Raw genomic sequence first — 13,502 nt, forward strand, 5'->3', positions numbered from 1 at the left:
ACCTCCTTTACTTATGAAGTAAAGTGTATCATAGCACTCCTTATTAGGAAAAGAAGAGCCCTCGACAAACGCTATGAAAACGAGTACAATAAAATCAAATACATACTGGAGGAAAAGCACATGGTTTTTGCAGGTTTAGCATTATTAGTAGCAATTTTTTCTTTTGCAGGTGCCATCGTTAGTTTAAAGCGAAAAAACTTTTTTGCGGTAGGCTTTAGTGGAGTATCTGTACTTGTTTTTGGTTTCTTTTCAATCGCAACAATCTATGCCTATATTGTTCGTGGTGGAGGAGTTCCATTAGAATAGGGTGAAAACAAAAACCAAGCTGCATAAGTAGCTTGGTTTTTAATGTTGGAACAGTTGTTGATGGAGGTAAAAAATGCCTCCATTTACAATCGAAATGTTAATATGAGGCTCATACCGCTCCCGTAATGCTTCTTTTTCAGCAAAGTAACTGTCTGGCTTATCTTCTATGCCTTCATAAAAGGATTCCAATAAGGCTTCGTCATAAGTCCAACGCTTCTTAGCCGCTAATGCCCACTCCGTTGGTTCGTTTTCAATATACGTTTTCATCACTTTTTGAAGTCGCGTGATGCCAGACTCTACCTTAATAAGGGGAGAAAGAGTAAAGCAATAATCAGGAATTTTAGGCGTTAAAGTAAGCTGCTGCACCTTTTCAAAAAATTGAGGAACGATTTGTCCGTGAATTAAATTTAGACCGAGTGACAGAAGAATGTCCTTTTTTCGATCACACTGAAACGACAGCTTAGCATTGATGGAAAGCCAAGGGTGCAGAGGGTGCGAGCCTGCTGTAACGTTTGACTTCGTTTCGTACATGCGTATAAAAGAACCGAGCTCATTAGCCGAATCAAAAATCTGAGATAAACGGGGGGAACCGAAATGAATAACTTCTCCTTGAAGGTCTTCTGGACAACGATTTTGATCTGTAATGAGCGTGATTGTCATCGGATTCGGTTCAGAACCGATTTTCTCTTGGTAATGCCAATAAAAAGGACGGTTCATTAGAGCTTTATCGAGTTTAATGGATAGTTTAACCGTTAAATGAGCCGGGGATTCTTCCACTAGCGTACTATCATGTGTAAGAAAATAGCGCTTCAAATAGCTGTGAATATCAAGCTGATTCATGGTCCTCTTTCTCCTCGTTTTCTGACTTTAATTCTTCTTGAGCTTCGTTAATCACGGCAGCGAGGTGATCGAATTTGATTTTCATTTCACCGTCTGAGGAAGAGTGTTCAATAATATTATTGACATGTTCATCTAAATTCGGTAGTTCAATCTTGGCAAGAATATCATCTAGTTGACCGATAACAGATTCAAATAAATGAATTTTATCGTATAACAAGTCTAATATTTTCTGTTCAACAGTATCTTGAACAGCGAAATTATAAATTTGCACATCATGTTGCTGCCCTAAGCGATGCAAGCGTCCAATTCGTTGTTCAATACGCATCGGATTCCATGGAAGGTCATAGTTAATAATGTGGTGACAAAATTGCAAGTTAATCCCTTCCCCACCTGCTTCAGTTGCAATTAATACTTGAGCATGGTTTTTAAAGAGCTCACGCATCCAATCTTTTTTTCCACGTTTAAATCCCCCTCGAAATGGTACAGATGTAATGTGATGTTGTTTAAAAAACCATTGCAAATAGAGTTGTGTTGCACGATACTCTGTAAAAATGATGACTTTATCCTTTATTGTTTTAATTAGCTCTAACGCTTTTTCTGCTTTCGCATGGCCCTCAATTGTAGCCGCTTCGTTTAGAAGGTTGACTGCATAACTAGGGTCATTTCCATTTTCTTGGGCTTTTTCAATCGTATTTTTTAACGTCATAAACACCGCTTCTCGACTTGAGCACAATTCTCGCTTTAAGGTTAGTAAAGTAAAGTGATTCAGTGCCCCTTTACTTTGTTCTAGTTTTTCATAGAACTGGCGTTCACTCGCACTAAAATCAATAGGGATTGTTTGAACAACGCGCTTTGTCCATTCAATACCTGTATCCTCGCGTCTGTTACGTACCATTACTTTTTGAACAAGGGAACGCAGTTGTTCATCATTTTTAGCTGACCGTTTATCAGAGCGAAAGGCTTTATCAAAACTTTCAATGTTCCCTAGATGTCCAGGCTTAAGCAAGGAAACTAAATTAAAGATTTCCTCAAGCTTGTTTTGAACAGGAGTCGCTGTTAAAAGCAAACAGTACTTCTTTTTTAGCAATCGGATAAATTCATAGTTTTTTGTTTTAGGATTTTTTAATTTATGTGCTTCATCAATAATGACCATGTCATATGGTTGATCTAAGACAATGTCACGGTGGGGTGCCCGTTTAGCTGTATCAATGGAGGCAACAACTACATCGCATTGTTCCCACACATATGCTTTTTTTTGTGAAATAGCTGGAATAAAGAACTTTGAATTAAGCTCATTTGCCCACTGAGAAACAAGGGAAGCAGGTACTAAAATAAGGGCTTTCTTCACTAGACCACGGATCATGTATTCCTTTAAAACAAGGCCTGCTTCAATAGTCTTACCTAATCCTACTTCGTCAGCAAGAATGGCTTTTCCATGCATCTCCTCAATAACGGTTTCTGCCGCTTCAATTTGGTGTTGATAAGGCTCAAGCTGCGGGAGGTATCGTGGTGCCACAAGTCCGCTAAATTCTGGTATTTGTAAATGTTGCTGCGCTTCAAAAGCAAGTTTATAGGTTTCAAAGTCTGACCAAGGACCATCTTGATCGATCTTCTCTAAAAACCGAACATTCCAGTCTTTATCGAAATTAATGTTAATATCCAACGGGTTCACATCCTTTATATTAAGAAAAAATATGCTGAATTTGCGAAAAATCTGTTGCTTATTTATTTGTCCGTTGGTAGGATTAAAAGTGTTAACAGACTCTTTTTAGTATGGACGAATTCCAGCTTTTTAAACGATAAGCGAATTGAATAAAGCGGATGATAGTAAAGGGAGAGACTATGTGATTCATAAGCATAGCGCCGAAGGAGCAAACATATGTGAATCTCTCAGGCAAAAAAGACTTTTACTGGACGCATCTCTGGAGAGCGCTTGATGAGCAAGCCACCTACGAAGACAATTCAGACTAAGAACCATCTGAATGAAACTTTCTGGTTCAAAGGACAGAGCAAACACCGTTGTGTTTGCTTTGTCCTTTTTTTATCGGTCAAGAACTTAGAGGAGGGGTACATATGACGTTACAACGAACACCTTTATTTGAAGAATATCAAAATCTTGCAAAAACAGTTGATTTTGGTGGTTGGGAAATGCCCGTTTCGTTTAGTGGAATTAAAGCAGAGCACTTTGCGGTTCGCGGGTCAGCTGGACTATTTGATGTATCACACATGGGTGAATTAGAAGTAGAGGGACCAGATGCGCTAAGTAATTTACAAAGACTTTTGACAAATGATCTTTCAAAGATGGAAGATGGTCAGGCCCAGTACCATGCAATGTGCACAGAAAGCGGGGGGACGGTAGATGATTTAATCGTTTATCGTCGCTCGGAGGATGCGTATGTACTTGTTCTGAATGCTGCTAATATTGAGTCGGATATTGCTTGGATTCAAGAGCACATTCAAGGGGATGTAAGCTTGAACAACGTGTCGAAAGAAACGGCGCTACTCGCTGTTCAAGGGCCTAAAGCGGTGAACATTTTACAAACACTCACAGAAACGACGATTACGAACATCAAACCATTTCGTTTCCAAGAAGGTGTATCCCTTGGAGGGGTACCGACCTTTCTTTCAAGAACAGGCTATACAGGAGAAGACGGTTTTGAACTGTATGTTTCTCACACTGATGCACCTGGGCTTTGGAACAAGATTTTAAAAGCAGGAGAACCGTTCGGTCTGCTTCCGTGTGGATTAGGGGCAAGAGATACTTTACGATTTGAAGCGAAATTGGCACTATACGGTCAAGAACTGAATCGTGAAATTTCCCCAATTGAAGCTGGCATCGGTTTTGCAGTTAAAGTAGATAAAGCGACTCCTTTTATTGGTCAAAAGGCATTAAAAGCGCAAAAAACGGAAGGCCCAACTCGGAAACTAGTTGGAATTGAAATGATTGGAAGAGGTATACCTAGACATGGTTATGAGGTCTATAAAGAGGATAAGAAGATCGGGGTTGTAACGTCTGGAACACAATCACCGACTTTAGGAAAAAATGTTGGACTCGTCTTACTAGATGCCGACTTTTCCGCATTAGATACTGAAGTAACCGTTCATATTCGTGGTAAAAACATTCTAGCTAAAGTAGTGAAAACGCCATTTTATAAACGCAGTGTTTAAGATAAAGGGAGGAATTTTGAGTGGAAGTACATCGTTATCTACCAATGACTGAAGAAGATAAACAAGATATGCTACAAGCAATTGGTGTTCAATCAATTGAAGAGTTGTTATCAGATATACCTGGGGATACACGTTTTAATCGAACATTAGCAATTGAACGAGCATTAAAAGAGCCAGAGTTGCTATCATTTTTTCAGCAACTGGCTAAAGAGAATACATCCATTAAAGAATTTCCTTCGTACTTAGGTGCAGGTGTTTATGAACATTATATTCCTTCAATTGTTGATCATGTGATTTCTCGATCAGAATTTTACACAGCGTATACGCCTTATCAACCAGAAATTTCGCAAGGTGAACTACAAGCAATTTTTGAATTTCAAACGATGATTTGTGAGCTGACAGGTATGGATTTAGCCAATTCATCTATGTATGATGGGCCAACCGCTTTAGCAGAAGCGGCGATGTTATCAGCAGGGCATACAAAAAAGAAAACGATTCTTGTATCAAAATCGGTTCACCCAGAAGCAAGAGACGTACTGCGAACAAACGCGTATGGACAAAACTTAGATGTAAAAGAAATTGAAACAAAAGACGGTGTAACGGATGTAGAAGCGTTAAAACAGCTTCATGATCATGATGTTGCTTGTGTCATTGTTCAACACCCGAATTTCTTTGGAAGCTTAGAGCCGCTGGCCGCTATTGAGGAAATCACTCATTCAACAAAAGCCCAATTTGTTGTTTCAAGTAATCCTCTTGCCCTTGGTTTATTAAGACCCCCTGGTGAATTCGGGGCAGATATTGTCATTGGAGATGCCCAACCATTTGGTATTCCGACTCAATTTGGTGGTCCGCATTGTGGTTATTTTGCTACAACAAAAAAATTAATGCGTAAAGTGCCAGGACGTCTAGTTGGTCAAACGGTTGATGAAAACGGCCATCGAGGCTTTGTGTTAACGTTGCAAGCCCGTGAACAGCACATTCGTCGTGATAAAGCAACGTCAAATATTTGTTCGAATCAAGCATTAAATGCGTTAGCTGCCTCTGTAGCAATGACGGCTATTGGGAAAAAAGGCGTAAAAGAAATGGCCACACAAAATGTACAAAAAACAAACTATTTAAAGAAACAGCTCCAGCAACAAGGAGTCACTATTCAAGCGTATGGAGCAACATTCAATGAATTTGTCGTTGAACTGAATCAATCAGTTGAACTCGTTAACAAAGCGCTTTTTAAAAAAGGAATTATTGGTGGATTTAATTTAGCAGAAGTTGATGAAAGCCGTGAAAACCAAATGCTCATTTGTGTGACAGAGTTACGTTCAAAAGAAGAGTTGGATCACTTTGCAAAAGAACTGGGGGCGTTCGCATGACAGTACAAAACGGAGGAATGGCGCTAATCTTTGAAGAAAGCAAAGAAGGGCGACTCGGACATAGTTTACCAGAACTCGATATTATAGAAGAAGACATAAGTTCCCTTATTCCTGAAGAGTTTTTGCGTGAGCGGGAGCCAGAGTTACCTCAAGTATCTGAATTACAAATTATGAGGCACTATACTGCTTTATCAAGACGAAACCATGGTGTAGATTCAGGTTTCTATCCACTAGGCTCATGCACCATGAAATACAATCCAAAAGTGAACGAAGATGTAGCGAGAATATCAGGACTAAGCAACGTACACCCTTACCAGCCTGCGTATCAAGTCCAAGGTTCTCTTAAGATGTTGTATCAGCTACAAACATCACTTGCAGAAATTACAGGTATGGATGAAGTCACCCTTCAACCAGCAGCTGGTGCTCATGGTGAGTGGACAGGACTCATGATGATTCGTGCATATCATGAAGCAAATGGAGACTTTAAGCGGACGAAAGTGATTGTACCTGACTCTGCTCACGGTACAAATCCGGCATCAGCAACAGTAGCAGGATTTGATTCGGTAACAGTTCGAACAAATGAGTATGGTCTTGTTGATTTAGATCATTTACGTGAAGTTGTCAATGAAGAAACGGCAGCGTTAATGCTTACAAACCCGAATACACTTGGATTGTTTGAAGCTGATATCGTTGAAATGGCTTCCATTATTCATGAAGCGGGTGGGAAACTCTATTACGATGGTGCTAATTCAAATGCGATATTAGGCATTACTCGTCCAGGGGATATGGGTTTTGACGTTGTTCACTTAAATTTGCATAAAACATTTACTGGTCCTCATGGAGGCGGCGGACCAGGTTCAGGCCCTGTTGGTGTAAAGAAAGACTTGTTGCCATTTTTACCAAAACCAGTTTTAGTGAAAAAAGCAGATCAATATGAATTCGATTACCAACGTCCACAGTCTATTGGTCGTGTGAAGCCTTACTATGGAAACTACGGCATTAATTTACGTGCATATACGTATATTCGCACAATGGGGGCAGAAGGATTAAGACTCGTATCTGAATACGCAGTATTAAACGCGAACTATATGATGAGACGATTGGCACCTTATTATGATCTACCATATGCACAGCACTGTAAACATGAGTTTGTGCTCTCTGGAAGACGTCAAAAGAAGCTGGGTGTTCGTACGCTTGATATAGCGAAACGATTGCTTGATTTTGGCTACCATCCTCCAACTATTTACTTCCCGTTAAATGTTGAAGAGTGTATGATGATTGAGCCGACTGAGACAGAGTCAAAAGAAACTCTTGATGCTTTTATAGACGCCATGATTCAAATTGCAGTGGAAGCTGAAAAAACACCAGAAGTGGTTCAAGAAGCGCCACACCATACAGTAGTGAGCCGACTAGATGAAACGTTGGCAGCGAGAAAACCGATTTTAAAATATGAACGTCATGGAGAAACGGTGCATTCGTAGTAAGAAATGAAGAAAAAGCAGCTGTGCATAACAGCTGCTTTTCGCTTTATTTTTTCTTTTTTACTTTACCTGTCCACTTTCGAAAGCCGCCTTTTAGATGAGATATATCTTCGGCTCCACGTTTCTTTTTAATCAGTTTTGCTGCTTGTTTGCTTCGTGCACCTGATTGACAGTAAATATATACCGGTTGATCTTTGCGAATTTCATTTTGACGCTGACGAAGCTGAGACATTGGAATATTTCGTGCGCCTAAGATATGGCCTCCGTCAAATTCACGTGTCTCACGAACATCTATAAGTTGCGCTTTTCGGTAGCCTTTAATAAACTCATCTTGAGATAGTGTTTTTAAATAGTTTGGTGTACGTAACCGAACAACGATAAATGTAAGTAATGCAACTGTAAGCACAATAAGAATAATCGTCTGTAATTCCATAATTCTAGCGAACTCCCCTTCAATGTTTCATCTGTCTTTATTATATCGATAGGACGTAGGTTTTTCAATCGTAAGTATGCAAAACGAATTCAACAACAAGAAGGAAGCGATTTAGTTGACTGAAATTTGGAGATTCATTTATTCCGGAAACAAAGCACCCTCATACAATATGGCGTTAGATGAAGCGTTATTAAATTGGCATAGTAATGGTACCATTCCTCCAACCATTCGTTTCTATGGTTGGAATCCAGCGACTTTATCTGTTGGCTACTTTCAACAGGTAGAAAAAGAAATTAACCTGGAAAAAGTAAAAGAAAACAAGTTAGGATTTGTACGTCGTCCGACTGGAGGAAGAGGCGTTCTTCACGAACATGAATTAACGTATAGTGTTATTGTCTCAGAGCATCATCCTGCTATGCCTGCATCTGTAACAGAAGCGTACCGTGTTATTTCTACAGGTTTACTTGAGGGGTTTAAAGAGTTGGGTCTCTCTGCTTACTTTTCTGTTCCTGAAAGTAAGCAAGAAAAAGACGCGTTAAAAAACCCTCGTTCTTCTGTTTGTTTTGATGCACCCTCTTGGTATGAACTTGTTGTAGAAGGTAGAAAAATTGCAGGAAGCGCACAAACGAGACAAAAAGGGGTCATTTTGCAGCATGGCTCAATCGTATTCGATTTTGACGTCGACAAGCTGTTCGATTTGTTTCATTATCGCACGGATCGATTGCGAGAACGAATGCAGCAGCAGTTCTTAAAGAAAGCTGTAGCCATTAATGAGTTAAGGGAAAAACCTGTTTCTATGCAAGAAGCCGTTCATGCATTTAAAAGTGGATTTGAAAAAGGGCTAGACATAATCCTTGAACCTTATACGTTAACAGCGAAGGAAGAAAAGGAAGTCCAACAGCTTGCAAAAGAACGATATGAAAGCGATGAGTGGAACTATAGGAGATGAAAACCTTGAAGTGGAAAAATCGTTTGTGCTACTATAAACGATACGGTTAAATGGAGTTCGCTGGAGGGACGTGTTTTTTTGCATTATGAATATGAACGTGCGGCATTTATTCATGCCTTTATTCGTACAAAACAAACGCTATTAAAGCAACAGCTTGAAGGTGTGCACGAAGATGAAAAAGAAATAAAAGAAACCTTTTGGGATAACGTAACAATGAATTTTTCCAATACGGAGGATGCAGAAGAAACCATTTCGAGTATCCGCCAGCAAGCAGAGCTTTTACATGAGCGAGAGCGTAGTAGCGATGTCATGAAAAAGCAAATGAAAACGCTACGTAGACTCGCTAATGCTCCTTATTTTGGACGAATTGATTTAAAAGAGGAGGGACAGAAGCAAGAGGAGCCTATCTATATAGGGTTAGCTTCATTAATGGATGAAGCGGAAGAAGAGTTTCTGATCTATGACTGGCGAGCCCCCATCTCAAGCGTGTATTATGACGCAGAAATTGGGCCGATTTCCTACAATGCGCCTGCAGGTGAAATAGAGGCTGAATTAGTTGGGAAGCGTCAATATGTGTTTCGCAGGGGGCAGTTAAAGGCAATGTTTGATACCTCTCTAGCGATTGGAGATGAACGACTCAAAGAAGCGCTAAGTGATCAGGCATCCACTTCCATGAAAACCATTGTATCTACGATTCAAAAAGAACAAAATAAAGCGATTCGAAATGAAAGAAATCGCTTTTTAATTGTGCAAGGAGTAGCGGGTAGTGGGAAAACGTCTGTTGCTATGCAGCGAGCAGCTTATTTATTGTTTCGACACCGAGAGCAACTGGATGCGCAACAATTGATATTGTTTTCTCCAAATGAGTTGTTTTCAAACTATGTTTCAACTGTGCTTCCTGAACTAGGTGAAGAGAATATGACTCAGCAAACGTTAAAAGGCTATTTATACAAACGGTTAGGGAAAAAATTTGATGTGGAGAACCACTTTGAACAGTTGGAGTATATGCTTTCAAATGAACAAACGGAACGCTATCGTACACGGAAGCGTAGTATTGAGTTGAAATCGAGCCCTTTGTTTAAACATTGTCTAGACGATTATTTAGCTGAACTTGAAATCGACGGTGTTTTGTTTAAAGACCTACGCTTTAAAGGCAGTACGATTGTGAAAAAAACAGATATTCAAACGTATTTTTACTGCTTAGACCATTCTATTACACTTCAAAACCGCTTAAAGCTTACGGCTGAATGGTTGTTAAAGGAGCTTGCTAAGCAAGAAGGAAAAGAACGATCAAGTGATTGGGTGGAACAAGAACGAGAGCTTGCCGATAATGAGACTTTAATGCAGACGTACCATCAAGTAGACGGAAAGCAATTAAATAGTGATACGTTTGATCTTGAGGAGCAACAAGAGAAGCTGCTAGCAAAGCGGATTACTAAAGCAGCCTTTAAGCCATTACAGCGATTAGTGCGGTCGTTTTCGTTTTTAGATATTGATGGAATGTATCAACAATTTCTTCTATCAAGCCGCCATGGGAAGGTTGAGGGATTTTCGCAAGTAGCTTTGTTCACCGTTCACGAGTTAAGCAAGGGACGAATGCCATATGAGGACGCCACCCCTTATTTATACTTGTTAGACCAATTAAAAGGCTTGCAAGTAGATCGATCAATTAAACATGTATTTATTGATGAAGCGCAAGATTATTCGTCATTTCAATTAATGTATTTGCAAATGTTATATCCTCGTGCCCGTTTTACAATTGTTGGTGACTATTCCCAATCCTTAAATCATCAGACCGGTACCGCCGCAGAATTATTAGCTGGAGTAGGTCTGCCTAAAGAATCAACGTACATCGAATTTAAAAAAAGTTATCGATCAACAAAGCCAATTATGTCGTTTAGCCGTGAGCTTTTGCCTGAACCGAAGAAAGTGGAGCCGTTCGACCGAGACGGAAAACAGCCGACCATCATCGAGGCAGCCAATCAAGTTACGGTGATTAAACCAATGGTAGAGTTTATTGAGGCGTATCAAGACGAAGGGTATCAAACGATTGCTATCTTAACAAAAACAGCTGAAGAAGCGAAAAAAGCCCATGCAACGTTAAGTGAATGGCTAACGATTCAGCTTGTGACAGAGGATCATCACGAATATGATACGGGAATTGTTGTGTTACCAATTTATTTAGCAAAAGGAATAGAATTTGATTCAGTCCTTGTTTTTAATGCGTCGGACCAGCGATTTCATACGGAGCAAGAACGATTTCATTTATACACAGCATGTACACGAGCGATGCATGAGCTTGCACTGTTCACTGTTGGAGCGCCTTCCCGTTTCTTGCAGAAAATTCACGAGTCTGCCTACACCAAACAAACGCTATCCTAAACGGATGCGTTTGTTTTCTTTTGTACACGTTCTTTGAATGCTTGCTGAAGTTTTTTTGTTACCGTTCCCACAGACATCGTTGCTTCAATATCGCCTTTAAACGTATGGACAGGCACGATTTCAAGTGAAGTGCTTGAAATAAACGCTTCATCTGCGTGAAGGAGGACTTCTTTAGGGAATGGTTCTTCAATAACCCCAATGCCGAGTTCTTTTGCAATCGTTAAAATCTCTTGTCGTGTAATGCCATTTAAAATAAGATTGTTAGCTGGATGGGTATATATAGTCTCATTATTAATTAAAAATAAATTGGATGATGATCCCTCTGTTACACCCGATTCACGATAAAGAATAGCTTCCTCACAATCATGATCAAATGCTTTTCGTTTAGCCATAACATTTCCAAGTAAATTCAAAGACTTAATATCACATCGAAGCCAGCGTACATCCTCTGTTACATAAGCAGCAACACCTTCTTCTTGCTTAGTTTCCACACTTTTTCCTTTTACCTCAAAGCCAAGTATGACCGGCTTTTCTTCTTTCGTATACAAATGATTGCGGTCACTAGCGCCTCGGGTAATTTGCACATAAATCGAGCCGTTTTCCGTTTTTACTGTTTCTTTATAATCGTGTAGCAGCGTTTTGAACTCTTCAAACGAATGAGGAATCTCTAATTCGATTTTTTTTGCACTTTCGTATAGTCGAGTTAGATGTTCATCAAGAGTGAAGTAGTGGCCATTATAAACGCGAATGACTTCATAGACGCCATCCCCAAAATGATAGCCGCGATCTTTATAAGAAATTGCCACGTCATTTTCATCAAGAATTGAATCGTTATAGAGAACGTATGTCATTAAGATGCCCCCGCTTTTTATCGTATTTTCCTTATTATTTTCCGTAATCCTTAACAATTTGTCAATAACGTTCAAAAAGCTTTGTATGAAATCTTTATTTTTAAGCACGATAGTAGTATCAAAGAAGGAAAGGAAGTTGAGCGTGAGACCCTTTTATCCTCAGCTAGTATATATTGAGCCACGTGCTCTTGACTATCCGTTAGGAAAACAGCTATATGAAAAGTTTAAAAATGAGGGAGTTGAAATTAGAGAAACCACCTCTCACAATCAAGTGCGGAACATTCCAGGTAAAAATGATAATCAAAAATACCGAAACGCGAAATCAACACTCGTTATTGGTGTTCGTAAAACGTTAAAATTTGATACATCGAAGCCATCAGCGGAATATGCGATTCCTTTAGCAACTGGCTGTATGGGACACTGTCATTACTGTTATTTACAGACAACTCTTGGGGATAAGCCATACATTCGCACATATGTAAACCTTGAAGATATATATGAATCCGCCGATCGATATATTAAAGAACGAGCGCCTGAAGCAACTCGGTTTGAAGCGGCTTGTACATCGGATATTGTTGGGATCGATCATTTAACCCATTCTCTAAAGAAGACGATTGAATTTATGGGTGAGCGCGATCACGCTCGTTTACGGTTTGTTACAAAATATCATCATGTCGACCATTTACTTGACGCCAAGCATAATGGAAATACTCGATTTCGTTTTAGCGTTAATGCGGCACATGTCATTAAATACTTCGAGCCAGGAACGTCTTCTTTCCTAGAACGTATTGAAGCAGCTGGAAAAGTAGCGAAAGCTGATTACCCATTAGGGTTTATCGTTGCGCCAATTATTTGGCATGAAGGATGGGAAGAAGGTTATCTTGAATTGTTTGAGCGACTAGAAGCGATTTTACCTGCTTATGCAAAAAAAGATTTAACGTTCGAAATGATCCAGCATCGATTTACAAAAACCGCCAAGCGTATTATTCAGAAACGCTACCCAAAATCAAAGCTTGAAATGGAAGAGGAAGAGCGTAAATACAAGTGGGGACGCTACGGTAGAGGGAAGTATGTTTACCAAGATGAGCAAGCTGGAGAGCTGCGAAATACGCTAACCGACTACATTGATCGTTTTTTCCCACAAGCAAAAATTGAATACTTCACGTAATCTCCTTGGTTCTTCCTCCCATTTTATAGTAAGATAAGATTGAATGGATTTATGTCCGCTTTGGATTGGGGGGATTCTATGCCAACACCGAGCATGGAAGATTATTTAGAACGTATTTATATGTTGATTGAAGAAAAAGGCTATGCCCGTGTATCTGATATTGCAGAAGCACTTGAAGTCCACCCTTCTTCGGTAACGAAAATGGTACAAAAGCTAGACAAAAGCGACTATCTTGTTTATGAACGATATAGAGGTTTGATACTAACAGCAAAAGGTAATAAAATCGGAAAGCGGTTAGTATACCGACATGAATTGCTAGAAGATTTTATGAAAATAATTGGTGTGAATGAAGATCATATTTATCAAGATGTTGAAGGAATTGAACATCATATTAGCTGGGATGCCATTGATCGAATCGGTGATTTAGTTCAATACTTTCAAGAAAAGGAAAGTAGACTGGAGACATTAAGGGATATTCAGAAGCGAAACGATCAAGCTGATTAATACGGTTTTTTAAATAGGTGCAAGGGGTAACAAGACCCATGCATCTTTTTTGT

12 protein-coding genes and 1 riboswitch are annotated in these 13,502 nt (G+C 39.6%); of the genes, 8 read left to right on the top strand and 4 right to left on the bottom strand.

The genetic code is table 11. From position 1 onward, the window contains the following. The first annotated feature begins 120 nt into the window (after positions 1-120). Positions 121-306, top strand: coding sequence for a DUF2759 family protein (locus BK583_RS07840; protein WP_038481328.1), 186 nt, complete (start codon positions 121-123; stop codon positions 304-306). A gap of 39 nt (positions 307-345) precedes the next feature. Here BK583_RS07840 and BK583_RS07845 read toward each other — a convergent pair whose 3' ends face one another. Further along, positions 346-1,146, bottom strand: a complete 801-nt coding sequence (locus BK583_RS07845; protein ID WP_038481325.1) for a YqhG family protein — start codon at positions 1,144-1,146, stop codon at positions 346-348. Beyond that, positions 1,133-2,809, bottom strand: a complete 1,677-nt coding sequence (locus BK583_RS07850) for a DEAD/DEAH box helicase (protein ID WP_055736346.1) — start codon at positions 2,807-2,809, stop codon at positions 1,133-1,135. The genes BK583_RS07845 and BK583_RS07850 overlap by 14 nt, the downstream gene beginning before the upstream one ends. Before the next feature lie 158 nt (positions 2,810-2,967). Further along, a riboswitch (glycine riboswitch) is annotated at positions 2,968-3,063 on the top strand. Positions 3,064-3,219: 156 nt separating this feature from the next. On the opposite strand from BK583_RS07850, the gene gcvT reads away from it, so the two are divergent. From gcvT to gcvPB, 3 genes are read left to right on the top strand one after another with little or no spacing between them, the layout of a single operon-like run. Beyond that, positions 3,220-4,314 (top strand): glycine cleavage system aminomethyltransferase GcvT, encoded by a 1,095-nt coding sequence (gcvT, locus tag BK583_RS07855; RefSeq protein WP_055736347.1) that lies wholly within the window; start codon positions 3,220-3,222, stop codon positions 4,312-4,314. Between the two features lie 20 nt (positions 4,315-4,334). Beyond that, positions 4,335-5,681 carry an aminomethyl-transferring glycine dehydrogenase subunit GcvPA gene (gene gcvPA / locus BK583_RS07860; RefSeq protein WP_269083168.1) on the top strand — a complete coding sequence of 449 codons (1,347 nt, stop codon included), beginning with the start codon at positions 4,335-4,337 and terminating at the stop codon, positions 5,679-5,681. Beyond that, entirely contained in the window at positions 5,678-7,162 is a 1,485-nt protein-coding gene (gene gcvPB / locus BK583_RS07865) for an aminomethyl-transferring glycine dehydrogenase subunit GcvPB (protein ID WP_078440088.1), read from the top strand. The genes gcvPA and gcvPB overlap by 4 nt, the downstream gene beginning before the upstream one ends. A gap of 46 nt (positions 7,163-7,208) precedes the next feature. Here the strand turns inward: gcvPB and BK583_RS07870 are convergent, their stop codons facing one another. After that, positions 7,209-7,595, bottom strand: a complete 387-nt coding sequence (locus BK583_RS07870) for a rhodanese-like domain-containing protein (protein WP_035395727.1) — start codon at positions 7,593-7,595, stop codon at positions 7,209-7,211. Positions 7,596-7,764: 169 nt separating this feature from the next. Between BK583_RS07870 and BK583_RS07875 the strand changes: the two genes are divergently transcribed. Together BK583_RS07875 and helD are read left to right on the top strand one after the other, a co-directional pair. Beyond that, a complete protein-coding gene (locus tag BK583_RS07875) occupies positions 7,765-8,544 on the top strand; it encodes a lipoate--protein ligase family protein (protein ID WP_055736385.1) in 780 nt (259 codons plus the stop codon). Between the two features lie 78 nt (positions 8,545-8,622). Further along, entirely contained in the window at positions 8,623-10,926 is a 2,304-nt protein-coding gene (helD, locus tag BK583_RS07880) for an RNA polymerase recycling motor HelD (RefSeq protein ID WP_055736348.1), read from the top strand. Here helD and dat read toward each other — a convergent pair. Further along, complete coding sequence (gene dat, locus BK583_RS07885; RefSeq protein ID WP_055736349.1) at positions 10,923-11,777, bottom strand: D-amino-acid transaminase; 855 nt, start codon at positions 11,775-11,777, stop codon at positions 10,923-10,925. The two genes, helD and dat, sit on opposite strands and share 4 nt — an antisense overlap. Before the next feature lie 142 nt (positions 11,778-11,919). Here dat and splB point away from each other — a divergent pair, with 142 nt between their 5' ends. Continuing rightward, entirely contained in the window at positions 11,920-12,945 is a 1,026-nt protein-coding gene (gene splB / locus BK583_RS07890; RefSeq protein ID WP_038481307.1) for a spore photoproduct lyase, read from the top strand. 78 nt (positions 12,946-13,023) lie between these two features. Next, positions 13,024-13,449 (top strand): transcriptional regulator MntR, encoded by a 426-nt coding sequence (gene mntR, locus BK583_RS07895; RefSeq protein WP_038481304.1) that lies wholly within the window; start codon positions 13,024-13,026, stop codon positions 13,447-13,449. The last annotated feature ends 53 nt before the right edge of the window (positions 13,450-13,502 follow it).

Source organism: Shouchella oshimensis (genome assembly GCF_002019765.1).
Classification (GTDB): Bacteria; Bacillota; Bacilli; order Bacillales; family Bacillaceae_D; genus Shouchella; species Shouchella oshimensis.

What these genes read in the sequence shown, in the direction of transcription:
- BK583_RS07840 (WP_038481328.1), top strand. Translation starts at nt 121, where the DNA reads ATGGTTTTTGCAGGTTTAGCATTATTAGTAGCAATTTTTTCTTTTGCA.
- BK583_RS07845 (WP_038481325.1), bottom strand. Translation starts at nt 1,146, where the DNA reads ATGAATCAGCTTGATATTCACAGCTATTTGAAGCGCTATTTTCTTACA.
- gcvT (WP_055736347.1), top strand. Translation starts at nt 3,220, where the DNA reads ATGACGTTACAACGAACACCTTTATTTGAAGAATATCAAAATCTTGCA.
- gcvPB (WP_078440088.1), top strand. Translation starts at nt 5,678, where the DNA reads ATGACAGTACAAAACGGAGGAATGGCGCTAATCTTTGAAGAAAGCAAA.
- BK583_RS07870 (WP_035395727.1), bottom strand. Translation starts at nt 7,595, where the DNA reads ATGGAATTACAGACGATTATTCTTATTGTGCTTACAGTTGCATTACTT.
- BK583_RS07875 (WP_055736385.1), top strand. Translation starts at nt 7,765, where the DNA reads ATGGCGTTAGATGAAGCGTTATTAAATTGGCATAGTAATGGTACCATT.
- dat (WP_055736349.1), bottom strand. Translation starts at nt 11,777, where the DNA reads ATGACATACGTTCTCTATAACGATTCAATTCTTGATGAAAATGACGTG.
- mntR (WP_038481304.1), top strand. Translation starts at nt 13,024, where the DNA reads ATGCCAACACCGAGCATGGAAGATTATTTAGAACGTATTTATATGTTG.